At 43.8% G+C, this 17,598-nt stretch carries 15 protein-coding genes; 5 read left to right on the top strand and 10 right to left on the bottom strand.

The annotated features are described in order from the left end of the window. Positions 1–22: 22 nt before the first annotated feature. From NI455_RS08665 to NI455_RS08620, 10 genes are all read right to left on the bottom strand, one after another. Complete coding sequence (locus NI455_RS08665; RefSeq protein ID WP_180040433.1) at positions 23–1,393, bottom strand: phosphohexomutase domain-containing protein; 1,371 nt, start codon at positions 1,391–1,393, stop codon at positions 23–25. A 59-nt stretch (positions 1,394–1,452) separates the two neighbouring features. Further along, a complete protein-coding gene (gene glmS, locus NI455_RS08660; protein ID WP_253113612.1) occupies positions 1,453–3,291 on the bottom strand; it encodes a glutamine--fructose-6-phosphate transaminase (isomerizing) in 1,839 nt (612 codons plus the stop codon). 11 nt (positions 3,292–3,302) lie between these two features. Beyond that, on the bottom strand, positions 3,303–4,667 hold the full coding sequence (glmU, locus tag NI455_RS08655) for a bifunctional UDP-N-acetylglucosamine diphosphorylase/glucosamine-1-phosphate N-acetyltransferase GlmU (RefSeq protein ID WP_253113610.1): 1,365 nt from the start codon (positions 4,665–4,667) through the stop codon (positions 3,303–3,305). A 20-nt stretch (positions 4,668–4,687) separates the two neighbouring features. Further along, positions 4,688–5,209 carry a phosphatidylglycerophosphatase A family protein gene (locus tag NI455_RS08650; RefSeq protein ID WP_253113608.1) on the bottom strand — a complete coding sequence of 174 codons (522 nt, stop codon included), beginning with the start codon at positions 5,207–5,209 and terminating at the stop codon, positions 4,688–4,690. Beyond that, positions 5,187–6,104, bottom strand: coding sequence for a thiamine-phosphate kinase (gene thiL, locus NI455_RS08645; protein WP_253113605.1), 918 nt, complete (start codon positions 6,102–6,104; stop codon positions 5,187–5,189). Before thiL ends, NI455_RS08650 begins: the two co-directional genes overlap by 23 nt. 17 nt (positions 6,105–6,121) lie before the next feature. Beyond that, positions 6,122–6,571 (bottom strand): transcription antitermination factor NusB, encoded by a 450-nt coding sequence (nusB, locus tag NI455_RS08640; protein ID WP_004280924.1) that lies wholly within the window; start codon positions 6,569–6,571, stop codon positions 6,122–6,124. A gap of 4 nt (positions 6,572–6,575) precedes the next feature. Next, positions 6,576–7,046, bottom strand: coding sequence for a 6,7-dimethyl-8-ribityllumazine synthase (ribH, locus tag NI455_RS08635; protein WP_004280926.1), 471 nt, complete (start codon positions 7,044–7,046; stop codon positions 6,576–6,578). An 18-nt stretch (positions 7,047–7,064) separates the two neighbouring features. Beyond that, the gene (gene ribBA, locus NI455_RS08630; RefSeq protein ID WP_253113603.1) at positions 7,065–8,180 is read right to left on the bottom strand and encodes a bifunctional 3,4-dihydroxy-2-butanone-4-phosphate synthase/GTP cyclohydrolase II; all 1,116 of its coding nucleotides are present in this window, start codon (positions 8,178–8,180) and stop codon (positions 7,065–7,067) included. A gap of 398 nt (positions 8,181–8,578) precedes the next feature. Then, a complete protein-coding gene (gene exaC, locus NI455_RS08625) occupies positions 8,579–10,090 on the bottom strand; it encodes an acetaldehyde dehydrogenase ExaC (RefSeq protein ID WP_253113601.1) in 1,512 nt (503 codons plus the stop codon). A gap of 345 nt (positions 10,091–10,435) precedes the next feature. Beyond that, entirely contained in the window at positions 10,436–11,398 is a 963-nt protein-coding gene (locus NI455_RS08620) for an alpha/beta hydrolase (RefSeq protein WP_216986412.1), read from the bottom strand. 293 nt (positions 11,399–11,691) lie between these two features. On the opposite strand from NI455_RS08620, the gene NI455_RS08615 reads away from it, so the two are divergent. The 5 genes from NI455_RS08615 (at position 11,692) to NI455_RS08595 (ending at position 17,596) form a co-directional block, all read left to right on the top strand. Further along, on the top strand, positions 11,692–13,392 hold the full coding sequence (locus NI455_RS08615) for an NAD-dependent malic enzyme (protein WP_253113599.1): 1,701 nt from the start codon (positions 11,692–11,694) through the stop codon (positions 13,390–13,392). A 285-nt stretch (positions 13,393–13,677) separates the two neighbouring features. Next, positions 13,678–14,814: a phytanoyl-CoA dioxygenase family protein gene (locus NI455_RS08610; protein WP_253113598.1), complete on the top strand. Its 1,137-nt coding sequence runs from the start codon at positions 13,678–13,680 to the stop codon at positions 14,812–14,814. A 208-nt stretch (positions 14,815–15,022) separates the two neighbouring features. Then, positions 15,023–15,850, top strand: a complete 828-nt coding sequence (locus NI455_RS08605; RefSeq protein WP_219307716.1) for an ABC transporter permease — start codon at positions 15,023–15,025, stop codon at positions 15,848–15,850. Further along, entirely contained in the window at positions 15,847–16,509 is a 663-nt protein-coding gene (locus tag NI455_RS08600) for an ABC transporter ATP-binding protein (RefSeq protein ID WP_253113597.1), read from the top strand. The genes NI455_RS08605 and NI455_RS08600 overlap by 4 nt, the downstream gene beginning before the upstream one ends. Then, positions 16,499–17,596, top strand: coding sequence for a KpsE/RkpR family capsule polysaccharide export protein (locus tag NI455_RS08595; RefSeq protein ID WP_219307708.1), 1,098 nt, complete (start codon positions 16,499–16,501; stop codon positions 17,594–17,596). The genes NI455_RS08600 and NI455_RS08595 overlap by 11 nt, the downstream gene beginning before the upstream one ends. The last annotated feature ends 2 nt before the right edge of the window (positions 17,597–17,598 follow it).

Here is a 17,598-nt window from a genome sequence, read left to right as displayed (position 1 = left end):
TATTGTACTGTATGCGTGAAGATTAACTCTGAATCAGCTGAGTCAATTCATCGACATAGTCCTGCATTGGTCGTGGATTATGATCACGACGGCTTTCAATATTTAGACGCAATAGCGGTTCAGTATTCGATGCACGCACATTAAAACGCCATGCACCAAAATTAAGGCTGACCCCATCGGTCTGATCGATCTCCGGCTGCTGATCGGCATAATGATCGAAAAGTTTTTGGATGGTTGCTTGGGTATCGGCGACTTTAAAGTTGATTTCACCACTGCATGGGAACTTGGCGATCATCTCCTCCACCAGAGAAGATAAGGATTTTCCTGTTTCAGACAGTACTACTATCGCCAGTAACCATGGAATCATGCCGCTATCGCAATAGGCAAAGTCACGGAAATAATGATGGGCACTCATTTCCCCACCATAGGCCGCATTATGCTCACGCATCACATCTTTAATAAAGGCGTGACCTGATTTTGACTGAACCGTGATCCCTTGGTATTGCTCTACAATATCCAGTGTATTCCAGACCAGACGTGGATCATGTACAATTTTTTCGCCAGATTGCTTCAGCAAGAACGCTTGAGCCAGAAGGCCGACAATATAATAGCCTTCAATAAACTGGCCTTTTTCATCGAACAGGAAGCAGCGGTCAAAGTCACCATCCCAGGCAATGCCCATATCTGCGCCATGCTGAATGACCGCATCACGGGTGCTATCACGGTTTTCAGTTAAAATCGGGTTGGGAATCCCGTTCGGAAAATTGCCGTCAGCTTCATGATGAATCTTGATAAATTCAACCGGAATATTGAGTTGTTGAAATTTTTGTTCAATCGCATCGACCACATGGCCTGCTGCACCATTCCCGGCATTCATGACCAGTTTCATCGGACGGATTTTTACCGGATCAATATAGCTCATCAGGTGATTTACAAATTCAGGCAGAATATTGTATTTTTCAGTATTGCCTTTATTGCTGACGTCAATAAATTCATCTGATTCTGCTAAAGCCTGAATCTCTTTAAGACCAGTATCGGCACTGATTGGACGGGCATTTTCACGTACCAGTTTCATGCCATTATAGTCCATCGGATTATGGCTGGCCGTGATTTCAATACCACCTTGCACATCCAGATGGAAGGCGCCAAAATAGACTTCTTCCGTGCCGGTCATGCCCAGATCCAGAACATTGACACCCGCATCATTTAAACCGTGAATGGTGGCCTGTTTTAAACCTTCACTGCTGAGCCGGATGTCACAGCCAATGACCACCGTTTTAGGTTGATAAATCTGTCCATAAGCACGGCCAATTTTATAGGCAATCTCTTCATTGAGCTCGGTGCCGAGTTTGCCGCGAATGTCATAGGCTTTGAAGCAAGTCAGTTTGGTCATTTATAGGCTCTCCATTCAGAAGAAAAAAGGCCGGTTCCCCAGCCCTGATTCAATTTTAATTATTCTACCGTAACCGATTTTGCCAGATTACGTGGCTGATCGACATCTGTACCACGCAGCACTGCCACATGATAAGACAGTAACTGCACCGGGATGCTATATACAATCGGTGCCAGCACTGCATTGATTGCCGGAATATGTACCACATGCTGACGCTCTTTGGCTTTAATGCCGCTGTTTTCATCGGCAAAGACAAACAGTTCGCCACCACGTGCCTGAACTTCTTCCATATTGGATTTCAGTTTATCCAGCATGTCATCTTGCGGTGCCAGAATCACCACCGGCATGTCATTGTCGACCAGTGCCAATGGGCCATGTTTCAACTCACCTGCAGCATAGCCTTCAGCATGAATATAGGAAATTTCTTTCAGCTTGAGTGCACCTTCCAGTGCGATCGGGAAGTGCGTACCACGGCCCAGGAACAGGCAATGCTGCTTTTCAACAAACAGCTCAGACAGACCTAAAATTTCATTATCATGACGTAAAGTGTCCAGAATCACTTTAGGCAAATGCCAGAGTTCTGTGCTGATCTTCGTCATCTGTTCTGTAGAAATGCTATTTTTGACCGAACCAATTTTTAATACCAACAGCATTAAAGCAGCAAGCTGGGTGGTAAAGGCTTTGGTAGACGCCACACCAATTTCAGGGCCTGCCAATGTCAACAGACTATGCTGGGTCTCACGTACCATCGATGATGTAGCGACATTACAGATAGTCATCGTAGTGATGTCTAGCCCTTTGGCCGCCGCACGTTTCTGTGTATCACGTAATGCAGCCAAGGTATCGGCAGTTTCACCGGATTGGGAAATACACACATAGAGTGTGTGATTCACAATGACTGGCGTACGATAACGGAATTCGCTGGCAATCTCGACCTGACACGGCAGATCAATCAGCTGTTCAAACCAGTATTTCGCAATCATGCCGGCATGATAACTGGTACCACAGGCAATAATCTGGATTTGCTGGATTTTTGCGAAGTCCTGTTCTGCACTGGCAAGGAAGTCTTCGCGCAAGTCATTACCATTTAAGGCTTGGGAAATGGTCTGTTTGATCGCTTCAGGCTGCTCATAAATTTCTTTGAGCATGTAGTGCTTATATTCACCTTTAGAGGCATTGCTGACCGCAGCATCCAGTTCCTTGACCGGACGATCGACCAGTTGACCATCGACAAAAACTTCAATCGTGGTGCGGGTCAAACGGGCAATATCACCTTCTTCCAGGTAGATAAAACGGTTGGTAATCGGGAGCAGCGCCAGCTGGTCAGAACTGATAAAGTTCTCGCCAATCCCCACACCAATGACGAGTGGCGAACCTTCACGTACGGTAATCAGTTCATCTGGATGATCAGTATGTATGATACCCAGTGCATAGGCACCTTTCAGTTGTGGAACGACTTGGCGTACAGCTTCTAATAGGCTCGGGGTAGATTTCAGTGCATCATTGATCAGATGGGCAACCACTTCAGTATCAGTCTGTGAGGTAAACACATAGCCCAAAGCTTCAAGATCATCTTTGAGTTCCTGATAGTTTTCGATAATTCCGTTATGCACCACTGCCACATTTTCAGAAATATGCGGATGGGCATTTTCTTCAGTCGGTTTACCATGGGTCGCCCAGCGTGTATGCGCGATGCCGAGTGAACCGCTAATCTGTGATTCATTCACAGCTTGTTCAAGGTTCGCGACCTTACCGACACGGCGTTCACGTAGGACTTGGCTATTATTGATAAGTGCCAAACCTGCTGAATCATAACCACGGTATTCCAGGCGTTTTAAGCCTTCGATCAAAATATTGGTAATGCTACGTTCTGCAATGCCACCAACGATACCACACATATTTATTCCCCTTATTTCTTGATTTTTTGTGGACGTGGATAGTTTTCTTTGGCAAATTGCTTAGAGCGTTCTACTGCCAAACTGTTGTCTTCCACATCACGGGTAATCGTTGAGCCTGCACCCACTGTAGCACCATTGCCAATTTTCACAGGTGCAACCAATGAACTGTTCGAACCAATGAAAGCCTGATCACCAATGATGGTTTTAAATTTATTCGCACCATCATAATTGCAGGTAATGGTACCTGCACCAATATTAGAACCGGCACCGATTTCAGCATCACCGAGATAGGTGAAGTGGTTGGCTTTAGAGCCTTGACCAATCGTGGTATTTTTGACTTCAACGAAGTTACCGATATGTACCTCAGCTGCGAGTTTTGCACCTGGACGGAGTCGTGCAAAAGGTCCAATCTGGGTATCTTCACCAACGATGGCGCTATCGAAAATGCTATATGGCTGAACCTTGGTGCCAGCTGCAATCTTGGTATTCTTGATGATACAGCCGGCGCCAATTTCGACATTGTCGCCCAGCTCGCAATCACCTTCGATAATCACGTTGATATCAATGCGAACATCCTGGCCGACAGTTAAATTACCACGCAAGTCAAAGCGGCTTGGATCAATCAGATGTACGCCTTGCTGCATCAGCTGTTTGGCTTGATAAGCCTGGAACTGACGCTCTAAAGCAGCCAACTGCACACGGTCATTTACCCCTTCAACTTCAAAAGCCTGCTCAGGTTCTACAGATGCAACTTGCATACCATCTGCCAAAGCCATCGCGACAATATCAGTCAGGTAATATTCACCCTGCGCATTGTCATTGCTTAAATTTGGCAGCCATTCATGTAATTTAGCATTGCTGACGGCATAAATACCGGTATTGATTTCCTTGATCTGACGCTGTTCTTCGGAAGCATCCTTGTGCTCCACAATGGCCTGGATTTCACCATTTTCACGTACAATACGACCATAACCATTGGCATCCAGCAGGGTAAGCGTCACCAGACCAATACCGGTTTCTGCAGTGGCATCGAGTAATTTTTGCAAGGTCACAGGATTAATGCAGGGTACATCGCCGGAAAGAATCAGCGATACGCCGTCGTGAGGCAGGACAGGCAAGGTCATCTGTACCGCATGTCCGGTACCCAGCTGTTCAGCCTGTTCTACCCATTTAATATCCTGTTGTGCAAATGCTGTTTGAACAAGGTCACCACCATGACCATAAATGGTAATAATATTATCTGCGTTTAATTTTTTTGCCGTTTCAATGACATGACCCAGTAAAGGACGTCCTGCAAGAGGTTGTAATACTTTCGGTAAGCTTGAACGCATGCGCGTGCCTTTACCTGCAGCAAGAATAATAACAGTCGTTGACATGTTCTAATCCTAAATATGGCTTATGCCACGGTGAAGTAAAAATAAAGCAAAATACAAATAGCTGCCCAAAGGCCGGCAATAATGTCATCCAGCATGATGCCGAAGCCACCGTCCACTTGACGGTCAACCACCCGGATCGGCCAAGGTTTCCAGATATCAAATAATCTGAATAGCGCAAAACCGATGAATAACCATAACCAGTTCATCTGACCTAAGTAGATCAGGGGCAAAAATGTGATGGATTGTCCTGCAAATTCATCCCAGACGATGCGGCCATCATCATGAACACCCATGACCTTGGCAGTATGTCCGCAGATATATATGCCAATCAGGGACATGATAGCAATGGCAAAAACACTGTTTAGAAAACCAAGATGCAGCCAAATAGGAATAAATAAAAGTGCAAAGGCCGACCCAAATGTACCGGGTGCTTTAGGTGCCAGACCGGAACCAAAACCAACCCCACTAAAGACAATCAGTCGGTCGATCCATGACATGGCTTTAAAATTAATCGCAGGTTTATGCAAAATGTTGATACCCATTAAATTGAAGTGAATGATCTACGCCATCTTTTTCAAAAGTTAAGCCGTGTTGCTGCTGAATTGTGCCGATCATACTAATCGAAACATCAAGTTGTTTTTGCAATAATTTTTCGTAATTTTGCGGGCTTATTGTAAAGCATAATTCGTAATCATCGCCACCAGCGAGGGCATATTGCCATTTTTGCTCATCGTTTAAAGCATGCAGGGTGGGACTGATCGGCAGGTTTTCAAGTTGCAGCTTGGCACCGACTTGAGAGGCTTTGAGAATATGTCCAAGATCTTGGGCCAAACCATCCGAGACGTCAATCATGCTATGCGCCAGACCTTTTAGGGCAGCACCGAGCTGACAACGTGGCGTTGGATAGTCCAGACGTTTTTGCAGTGGATGACCAAGATGCTGGAGTGCAAAAGCTGCATCACCGACAGTTCCACTGACACAGATCAGATCACCGGGTTTCGCACCTGAGCGTGGAATGGCTTGACCAATATCCACCCAGCCCAATGCTGTGACAGACAGGGTTAAATGAGGACTTTGAGTGGTATCACCACCGATTAAGCTCACACCAAATTGATCGCAACAATCATATAAACCCTGACTAAAAGCTTTTAGCCAGTCATGATCAATTTGGGGTAGGCTCAATGCGAGTAAAATACTGTGCGGGGTTGCGCCCATCGCGGCAATATCAGATAAATTGACAGCCACAGATTTCCAGCCAATCGCATGCGGATTGGTATTCATTGGAAAATGGCGTCCAGCAATCAGGGTGTCGGCACAGATGACCAGTTGTTGCTGAGGAGGAGGGGTGAGCAAGGCTGAATCGTCACCGACGCCCAGATCGACAGAATGGGCATTCTTGCGATTGAAATAGGTGTCGATAATCGAAAATTCAGCCATACAACAAATCTACGCTATTAGTTAGACTGCTGTTTTTCTGCTGCACGCAAAGTTGTCGCTAAACGATCCAATACACCATTGATGTATTTATGGCTATCGGCACCGCCAAAATGTTTAGCCAGCTCGATCGCTTCATCTAGAACCACGCGATATGGAATCTCAAGATGTTCTTTGAGTTCATATGCACCAAGACGAAGGGTCGCAAGTTCAACACCGTCAAGTGCTGAAAGTTCGCGATCGAGTACCGGGATTAAGAGCGCATCCAATGCTTCATGATTGGCAACCACTTGAGTCAACAATTCATGATAATAGCTCAGATCCACTTTGTGCATGGCATTTTCCACACGAGTACGTGCTTCAATCTCATGCACCGGATTGTGGCTCATTTGCCATTCATAAATTCCTTGTACAGCAAAGCGACGTGCTTTACGTTTTGCTGCATAAGTTGCTTGAAGTGTTTGCGACATAGCGTTAAATAGCCTTTAACAAGTTAACCATTTCAATCGCAGTCAGGGCAGCTTCGCTACCTTTATTGCCTGCTTTTGTTCCAGAGCGTTCAATCGCTTGTTCAATACTGTCCGTAGTGAGTACACCGTTAATGACAGGCAAGCCAGTGTCGAGGCCAACTACGCCCAAACCTTTGGCACATTCGCCTGCAACGAAATCGAAGTGAGGCGTGCTACCACGAATCACGGCGCCAAGCGCGATGATGGCATCGAAACGATCTGAAGCTGCCAGTTTTTTCGCAACGACAGGAAGTTCCCAGGCACCAGGTGCATGAACAACAGTGATATTATCCTCTGATACACCATGACGTTTCAATGTATCAATGGCACCTTCTAACAGATGTTCAACCACAAAGCTGTTAAAACGACCAACTAAAATCGCATAACGGTCTTCGTTCGCGAGATGTAACATACCTTCAATACGGCGAACTGCCATAACAACCTCGATGATTTCTTAAGATGTTTGTTGTGCGGTGATGTATTCCACCACTTCTAAGTTAAAGCCTGAAAGGGCATTGAAACGCAATGGAGAGCTCAGCAGCTTCATTTTTTCAACGCCTAGATCACGCAAAATTTGTGCACCCACACCAATGGTCTGATACTGCTGAGACAGTGCAGAATTTGATTTTACATTTTTTGGCGCTTTAAGGGTATCTAATGCTGGACCCAAATCCTGTAAATGGCGCTGGCCAATCCAGACCAAGACACCACGATCACTATTGGAAATTTCTTTCAGGGCACGATCCAGGTTCCAGGCCGGCTCGCCATCCTGTTTCTTCAGTTTGAGCAAGTCGCGGGCCGGGTTAAAACCATGTACACGTACTGTGGTCACACCCTCTTTAGGCTCACCTTTGACCAGGGCCAGATGGATATCCGGGTTACCCAGTTCACGATAGCGGTACAGGTCAAAGCTGCCGTATTCAGTCTCAATACTTTGTTGATCGATACGCTCTACCGTTTGCTCGTTGGTCATGCGGTAATGAATCAGATCGGCAATCGTACCGATTTTCAGGCCATGCTTTTCAGCAAACACTTCAAGATCGGGACGGCGCGCCATCGTGCCATCTTCATTGATGATTTCACAAATGACTGATGCTGGTTCCAGTCCTGCTAAACGAGAAAGATCGCAACCTGCCTCAGTATGTCCGGCACGGTGCAATACACCGCCTGGCTGCGCCATCAGCGGGAAGATATGTCCCGGCTGTACAATATCTGCCGGTTTGGCATGAGCAGCCACAGCAGTTTGAATTGTATGGGCACGTTCAGCCGGAGAAATACCGGTAGAAATACCTTCAGCCGCTTCAATCGACAGGGTGAAGTTGGTTCCATGCTGGGCACCGTTGGCATCTACCATCAACGGCAGATTCAACTGCTGACAACGCTCTTTACTTAAAGTCAGGCAGACCAGACCACGTGCATGGGTGATCATGAAGTTGATATCTTCAGGACGTACGTGTGTGGCAGCAATCACCAAATCGCCTTCATTTTCACGGTCTTCATCATCCATCAGGATGACCATTTTTCCTGCACGGATATCTGCTACAAGCTCTTCAACAGTATTGAGCGGCATCAACCTTCACCTTCTTTTTTGATCTTGATCAGACCGAATCATGACATTATTGGGTACATAGTCTAACGCTTTTTGCGTAATTTTGCCTATGCTTATTGCTTTCCCTCTAGTGGTTCATTGTTATACACAGTCTTGATAAACATGAAAAGCCGACTTTAAATGAAAGCCTGAGCTTTATGCAGGTTTTTTGAGCAATTAAAAAGCATAAAAAATGAGAAACTTAGGTGAAATCAACATAAGCCCAGACATTAAGGCGTTTTCAGAAAGTATTTTAATTTATTGTCAGTCATTCAATGGAATTCTGGACGAACAATGCTGGAAAATTTTACCTAGTATTAAAATTTTAAAAAATATCAGGTTAAAAGCGAACCGAAGTCCGCTTTTAATCATCAGGTTGTTTAGAAGAAACCAGCAGGCTTGGTCGAATAGCTGACTAGCAAGTTTTTAGTCTGCTGATAATGATCCAGCATCATTCTATGGTTCTCGCGTCCAATGCCGGATTTTTTATAGCCACCGAAAGCCGCATGCGCCGGGTAGATATGATAACAGTTGGTCCAGACCCGACCAGCCTGGATGGCACGACCGGCACGATACGAGGTATGTGCCGAGCGCGACCAGACCCCGGCACCGAGTCCGTAAATGGTATCGTTGGCGATCTTGATTGCATCATCGAAGTCTTTAAAGGTAGTCACGGCCAGCACGGGACCAAAAATTTCTTCTTGGAAGGTTTTCATATTGTTGGTGCCCTTAAAGATGGTCGGCTCAATATAGAAACCTTGACCCACTTCCTGACGCGCCTCACCGCCTGTGAGGATTTGTGCGCCCTCTGCACGGCCAGTGGCAATACAGCCGAGAATCTTGTCCTGCTGTTCCTGAGAAGCTTGCGCGCCAATCATAGTATCAGTATCCAGTGGATGACCGGTTTTAATGCGTTGTACCCGTTCTACTGCACGCGCTAAAAACTCATCGGCAATACTTTCCTGTACCAAGGCCCGGGAAGGGCAGGTACAGATTTCACCCTGGTTAAGGGCAAACATGGCAAAGCCTTCCAGAGCTTTGTCCAGATAGTCATCTTCCTGATCCATGATGTCGGCAAAGAACAGATTCGGTGATTTACCCCCCAGTTCCAGCGTCACCGGAATAATATTTTCGGTGGCATATTGCATGATCATCTGACCGACGGCGGTGGAACCGGTAAAGGCAATCTTGGCAATGCGTGGGTTGGTGGCTAGCGGGCGACCGACTTCAACCCCATAACCATTGACGATATTCAGGACACCCGGTGGCAAAATATCCTGAATCAGTTCAGCCAGCACCAGAATGCTGACCGGAGTCTGTTCTGCAGGTTTCAACACAATGCAGTTGCCCGCAGCCAGGGCAGGTGCCAGTTTCCAGGCAGCCATCAGAATCGGGAAGTTCCAGGGAATGATTTGTCCGACTACACCAAGCGGTTCATGAAAATGGTAGGCGATGGTATCTTCATCAATTTCGGAAATGCCGCCTTCCTGTGCACGGATACAGCCGGCAAAATAACGGAAATGGTCAATGGCCAGCGGAATATCGGCAGCCAGCGTTTCACGGATCGGTTTGCCGTTGTCCCAAGTTTCTGCCACAGCCAGCAGTTCCAGATTTTGTTCCAGATGATCTGCAATTTTCAACAGAATATTGGAGCGGGTGGTCGGTGATGACCGGTTCCATTGCTCTTTGGCTTTGTGTGCTGCATCAAGCGCCAACTCAATGTCTTCTACAGAGGAACGCGGCACTTTGGTAAAGACTTTGCCATCTACCGGAGAAATGTTGTCAAAGTATTCACCTTTGACTGGAGCGACCCATTCGCCGCCAATGAAATTATCGTATTGTGCTTTAAATTGAATTTTTGAACCGTCAGTATTGGGGTCTGCATAACGCATAATCTATTCCTTTATATGATTGTTAGTGGTGCAGGCTGCGCGCATGTTGCCGATCAAAAAATATAGGCGCTTCTGCATTCAGCTCTACTATAAAGAGGGAAAAAGACGGGCGGTTGTTTGTTTACAGGCTTGCTACAAAAGACAATATTTGGAGACAAGCAGTAGAAGAATAAAAGTTATAAATTCTCAAGTCTTAAATTTAAAAACAAGGGTTTATAGCACTTATAAACCATCGAAAAATTGGCATATTTTCAATGTGCTTAATTACATTCCAACCTAATAAGGATTCAAAAGAAGCCAAGCAGGAGAAATGAGGGCAAGTTTCATTTCTCCTTTCGCATTTATCTAAAGCCCTTTGTCATGCAGCCATTGAAACAGTTGCTGATAAACCTGCTCACGCACAGATTGCTCTGAAAGTACCAGATCATGTAAACCGTTCCGGATACTTTGAACCGTGACATCGCCTTTAATTTTTTTGGCATATTTCTGAATGTCTTTAATCCCTAAAATTACATCGCTGCTCTGTGCGGCTTTACCCCATTTTTTAGGATATAAAGTCTGATGTGAATGCATGATAAGTACCGGAATATCGAGCTGAACACCGCGATGAATTTCTTTCTGTGCCTCATGAATGGCACGAATAAAACTGATCCGAACCATCGGGTAGCGGGTCTTTTTCCAGTCCAGACTGAAGTCCCATTCGCCTTTTAAATCCTTATGCAGGCTGGTGGCATACCACTTGTTCAGCTCGCTTGGAAATTTAAGATTGGGAAAAATTTTAGCCAGTCTGCTCAGTTGCGGAATGCCAAGCGCACGTTTGATTGGATTCATATTGAAGTCATAAAATGGACTATTGACCCAAAGCGCTTTGATTAAAGGGTGCTGCGGATGATGTGCCGCATATAAGGTCGTGGTCAGGCCGCCGGTAGAATGACCACAGAGCAGGGCAGCATCGTGGCCCTCAGCTGCTATAATGTCGAGGGCTTGGGTAATTTCTGCATCATATTCAGCTAGGTCATACACGTTATAATATTTTTGATGCGGCAGAATCGAACGTCCGTATTTTCTTAAATCCAGCGCATAAAAATCAAAACCATGCTGATTAAAGCGCTCTGCCATTTCAGTCTGAAAAAAATAATCGATAAAGCCGTGAATATATAGAACTGCTTTTTTTGTAGGTTGGGCTGCTTTTTTACGGATCAGGGTTGCTACGACTTTGCCCTCATAATCATCGGGAAAGTTTAAGGTCGCTTGCTCATAACCTGTCCCCAAAATATCGGGCTGATAAAGCGGTTGCAGTTCACTCATTGTTATACTCGTTGGTCTTATTAAATTTATGCTTTATCCTTGATGAGCTGAGGTTTTTTGTCAAACAGATCTTGCTGCCGATTTAAATTAAAAATACGAATAGGGATTAATTTTAGAAACCGTCCAAAACCTAGGCCGAAAATGAGTGTTATCAGATTATAAAATCCTGCTACAAGTATTATAAATTTGCTAAATGACCTAACAGCTTAAAATCAGGCTAAGCTATATAAAATAAACAAAGTGATGTGACTATTTTGGCAGAACTGCCGAAGATTGATTAGATGAGTTAAATAATGCCCAGAGAAAATTTGAACAGTAAACGCCCTTTATATATTCCTTATGCTGGAAATACTCTGCTAGAACTCCCACTACTCAATAAAGGCTCTGCATTTTCTGAAGAAGAGCGTAGAAGCTTTAACTTGCATGGCTTGATTCCTCATGTCACCGAGACGATTGAAGAACAAAGTCAGCGTTCTTATCAGCAGTATTGTGCTTTTAGCAGTGATATTAACAAGCATATTTATTTGCGGAATATTCAGGATACCAATGAGACCCTGTTTTACCATCTGATTGAAAATCACCTCAGTGAGATGATGCCGATTATCTATACCCCGACTGTGGGTGAGGCATGTCAGCGCTTTTCTGATATTTATCGCCGTCATCGTGGGATCTTTATTTCCTATCCTGACCGTGATCAGATCGACCAGATTATTCACAATATCAATAAAAAGAACGTGAAAGTGATTGTGATTACAGATGGTGAGCGCATTTTGGGTCTTGGAGATCAAGGCATCGGTGGTATGGGGATTCCCATTGGAAAACTGGCACTCTACACCGCATGTGGCGGGATCAGTCCGGCCTATACCTTACCGATTACTCTTGATGTCGGTACCAATAATCAGCAGTTGTTAAATGACCCGATTTATATGGGCTGGCGTGAACCACGAATCAGCGGCGATGAATACTATGCTTTTGTCGAGACGGTGATTCAGGCGATTCAACAGCGCTGGCCAGATGCCTTAATTCAGTTTGAAGACTTTGCACAGAAAAATGCCATGCCTTTACTGGAAAAGTATCGTGATCGAATCTGTTGTTTTAATGATGATATTCAGGGCACCGCAGCAGTGTCTGTCGGCAGCCTGATTGCTGCTTCGCGTGCAGCCGGTAAACACCTCAAAGATCAGGTGGTTACTTTCCTGGGTGCTGGTTCAGCTGGTTGCGGGATTGCAGAACAGATCATTAAGCAAATGGTTGCTGAGGGCTTAAGTGATGTTGAAGCACGTGCACGCGTGTTTATGGTTGACCGTTTTGGTCTGATCACGGAGAATCAGCCGAATTTACTGGACTTCCAGCGCAAACTGGCACAGCCGCTTGAAAATGTAGAAAGCTGGGCAGATGCTGAGAGCATGATTTCTCTGCTGGATGTGGTCAAACGTGCCAAGCCGACAGTATTGATTGGCGTATCTGGACAGCCAGGTTTATTCACTCAGGAAGTGATTGAAGCCATGGCTGAAAACAGTGTGCAACCGATTGTTTTCCCTTTATCCAACCCGACTTCCCGCGTAGAAGCTGTTCCGGCTGACATCTTGCAATGGACTAATGGCAGAGCATTGATTGCGACGGGTAGCCCATTTGCCCCAGTGAATTATCAGGGACACATTCATCATATTTCACAATGCAATAACTCTTATATTTTCCCGGGTATCGGTTTGGGGGTAGTTGCTTCAGGTGCGAAACGTGTCACGGATAATATGCTGATGGCCTCGAGTAATGCCTTGGCGGACTGTTCTCCGAAGCTGAAAGATCCTCAGGCAGATTTATTGCCGAATCTGGATTGTTTACAGTCAATTTCGAAGCAGATTGCCTTAAAAGTGGCACTTGCTGCGATTGAAGATGGGGTAGCACCGAAAATCAGTGTAGAAGAATTACAGCTAGCAATAGAGCATAATTTCTGGACACCGCAATACCGTGACTATCAGCGGATAACCTTTTAATTGAACTCAAGATGAACGCTATGTCGTCGCTAGTGGTTTGCTCACCAGAGTTCATCTGATGCATGGATAGAATTTAAAAAAGCCCTGATCTTTTGATGAGGGCTTTTTTTTACATCTAGAGGTGAGAAAGGAGATTCGAACCTCAGACTTTGAACTTAAAAAATACTGTTTTTTATGATTACTGACTAAGGTGGAAAATGATTGAACAGAAGTATTACCGGGCTAGTTTGTTTTTGGTTATAATTTTTTAAAATATTGGTCGAATACAGAACAGGGTTACTTCAATTGAACTTCTTTAAAAATAATGTCTTTGAAAATATTAAAAAACTAGATCAGCAAAAACAAAAAAAAATAGCTGCAGCTCAGGAGTTGGGCAAGATATTGGTTAAATCTCCAGGAAAATTTATATGGGACAGTATGGCTTTGATCACACAGTCCAAATCCTTCGAATCTAATTCTATATTAGGGAATTCCAAATTAAATCAACTCGGTTTACACCGTTTTCGGGTTCAGTTTGCCGCAAAAATGGCAGCACAACGTAGATTGAAGTTATCAAAGTTCATTCATCCGGCAGATGTCGAAAGTTTTCAAAAAAATGGGTTTATATTCAAAGAAAATTTTTTAGCTACAGATGAGTTTGCACAATTAAAACAAGAATTACTGATGACTCCGCTAGAAACACGGGAAACCCTACAAGGGGATACGGTGACTCGCCGTATGGCATTAGATGGCAAAACCTTGAAGCACATGCCTGTCACCCAACACTTCCTATATTCAGATGAATGGAGAAACCTGCTGAATTATGTTGCCAGTTTTAAAGTTCAGCCCATCTCTTATCTGCAAGTTATCTTTTCGCATGTCAGAAAGGCCAAAGCAGATCCTCAAACGAATTTACATAGTGATACTTTTCACTCCAGTGCAAAAGCCTGGCTATTTTTAGAAGATGTTGCTGAAGATGAAGGCCCTTTTGTCTATGTACCAGGCTCTCATCATTTGAATCCTGAACGCTTAAATTGGGAACAGCAGAAATCTGAGTCAATCACAGTAAAAACGGATGCCATGACCCGTCGAGGTTCTTTTCGAGTCTCTGAAGAGGAGGTACTTGAATTAGGCTATGCAAAACCGCAAGCTTTTGCTGTGAAAGCAAATACATTGGTGATTGCGGATACCTATGGTTTTCATGCCAGAGCAAAAAGTCTCAAACCTTCGGTGAGGATTGAACTATGGGCTTATGCACGTCGAAATCCATTTGTGCCTTGGTTGGATGGTGATCCACTTTCCTTTCCTTTTTTGAAATCAAATTTAGTGCCTTGGTATTGGGCAAGTCTGGATTTCCTGGAAAAGCGGTATCAGCGAAATAATCCTTGGAAAAAAGTAGGTAAAAAGTGTGCAGCAGATCCTGCTGTTCTGACCAGTAAATAAGAAACGTTTTGAACTTAGAACACTGGATCGACCTTGAATATGGACAAAAAAGCTCGTATTAAATAAAGCATAGATTGGATCTTTTCTCATTCTGCTGTCTACCACTTAAGTATAGGCAGGTTTATTTACTGGGGGTTTAACTTTCTTCTCTTTATTGATCGCTGTATGATAGTGAAAATTTTACATAATAAATTTACAAGTCATCGTCATGGAACCACAGCATCAGATGCCATTAAGAAAACTACCGCGATTGAAAGCGCGTGGTGGTTTACAAGTGATGTATGCATCGATACGTGCATTATTGCTTCGGGAATTACAAACCCGCTTTGGTCAATACCGTCTAGGATATTTATGGGTTTTTTTAGAGCCTTTATTGACTATTGGGATCATGGTGGTACTTTTTGGGACCGTCATGCAAAGAACACTACCGGGGATGGATTATGCTGTTTTTTTAATTAATGGCATTATTCCTTTCTTTATGTTTAGAACGGGAGTGACTTTGGGGATCAGTGCCACTGAATCCAATCGGGGTTTGTTTAGCTATCGCCCAGTCAAACCGATCGATGCTTTACTTGCGCGTAATATTCTTGAGTTTTTGCTTAAATTTACTGCTTATATTGCTTTTACTGCAGCCTTTGTATGGTTTGGCTATCACATCAGTTTTGAACAAATTCCACAACTTCTAGGCTATTGGACGCTCTTATTTATATTCATGTTGGCGTGTAGTCTTATTTTTATTGTGATTGGCGATTTTTCAAAAGAATTAAATAAATTTCTTTCAGTATTCTTTTTAATTCTTTATTTTTTATCGGGTATTTTATATTCCATTCATATTATTCCAGTGGAATATCGCGAATATTTACTTTATAACCCCCTGATTCATATCTTTGAGTTAATGCGCCATGCGGTTGCGCCTACTTATAGTTTGGTGCCGGGAATTAGTCTAAGTTACTTCATGATATGGATGATTATTTCTTTATTTATAGGTTTACTTCTGTATAAGCGCTTTGAACGCCGTATGGTGAAATCGAAATGATCGAACTCAAAAATTTAACCAAATCATACGCAACGCCTAAAGGTCGGCATTATGTATTTAAAGATTTAAATGCGATTTTACCTGAAAACAAAAGTGTGGCCCTTTTAGGAAAAAATGGTGCCGGCAAGAGTACCTTGCTCCGGGTTATTGGAGGAATTGACTATGCTGATTCTGGAAGGGTAGTTACTAATAAAACCATTTCCTGGCCAGTCGCGTTGTCAGGTGGATTTCAGGGAAGTTTAACGGCCCGACAGAATGTGCGCTTTGTCGCCAGACTTTATGTAAATAGTCATGATGAAGTTGAACATGTGGTAAATTTTGTTGAAGAGTTTGCTGAAATTGGTAAATACTTTGATATGCCGATGAAAAGTTACTCGAGTGGTATGCGTAGCCGGATTGGTTTTGGTTTAAGTATGGCCTTTAATTTTGATTATTATTTGCTCGATGAAGCGGGTGCTGTAGGGGATGCGTCCTTTCGAAAAAAGAGTCAGGCTTTACTTGACGAACTTAAAGAAAATTCAAATATTATTATGGTTTCTCATGACTTAAAAGACTTGACCCGCAATTGTGATGTCGCTTTCTTGGTGCGGGATGGTAAAGCAGAATATTTTGATAATGTGCAAGATGCAGTAGGGGTATATAAAGCGTATGCAAGCTAAAATAAATAAGCGGCTTTGGATTGCCTATACCTGCTGTGTTCTTATTCCGGTATTGATTATTGTTTTTTATCTTTTTGCCTTTGCGAAAGACCGTTTTCAGTCTTCTTCGATACTGTTGGTGAAGCAGGTGGCAGATACGCCAGTGGCTGATACTGCAGGAATAGGCGCTTTGTTGGGCGTGCCCAATACTAGTCGTGAAGACTCTCAAATTCTGAAAGAGTATATTGGTTCTCGCGATATGATCGAGAGGCTGGATCAAACGCTGAATCTGCGCAAAGAATTTTCATCGGTCAGTGACCCAATCTTTGCACTACCTCAAGATGCCTCAATCGAAGACTTGGTCGAATATTTTAATAAAATGATTAAAGTCGAACTTGATGAGCAAACCATGATGCTACATGTGCATGCTCAGGGATTTTCGCCAGAGTTCTCACTGAAACTCAATCAAGAAGTATTAAAGCAAAGTGATGAGTTTATCAATGAAATTTCCCAGACCATTGCGCAAGAGCAACAAGTATTTGCAGAGAAACAATATACAGAAGCAACAGCGCAGTTAGATGAGGCTCGTCAGGCGGTACTCCAGTACCAAAATGAAAATGAAATTTTTGATCCTGAATTACAAGCCAAAGCGGTGGCTACACTGATTGCAGGTTTACAGAGTAGTTTGGCACAATTGAAAACTGAAGAGCGCACTTTACTTAGTTATTTGACGCCTGAAGCACCTCAAGTGGTGGCGTTACGGAGTCAGATCGCAGCCTTGCAACAGCAAATTAATACTGAAAGTTCAAAACTGACTTCACCAAATAATTTAAAATTGAATAAAAATGTAGCGGACTTTGAAGCCCTGAAAGCGCAGGTTGAATTTGCAGCTGATCTTTATAAAATCTCTTTGGTCTCTTTAGAAAAAGCTCGATTAGAAGCCTCACGTAAGCTCAAGAAATTGGTGGTGATTGCGACACCGCGTTTAGCCCAGGATGCTTTATATCCGCGTAAAGTCTATATCAGTCTAACTTCATTTATTTTGTTGAATATTATTTTTGGTATTGGATTGCTGATCCATTCGATTATCCGTGAGCACAGAGAATAAAT

It is taken from the genome of Acinetobacter lwoffii, from assembly GCF_024129435.1.
Taxonomy (GTDB): Bacteria; Pseudomonadota; Gammaproteobacteria; order Pseudomonadales; family Moraxellaceae; genus Acinetobacter; species Acinetobacter lwoffii_F.
Note: the sequence above shows the minus strand (reverse complement) of the source record. Positions and strands in the feature narration are given on the sequence as shown.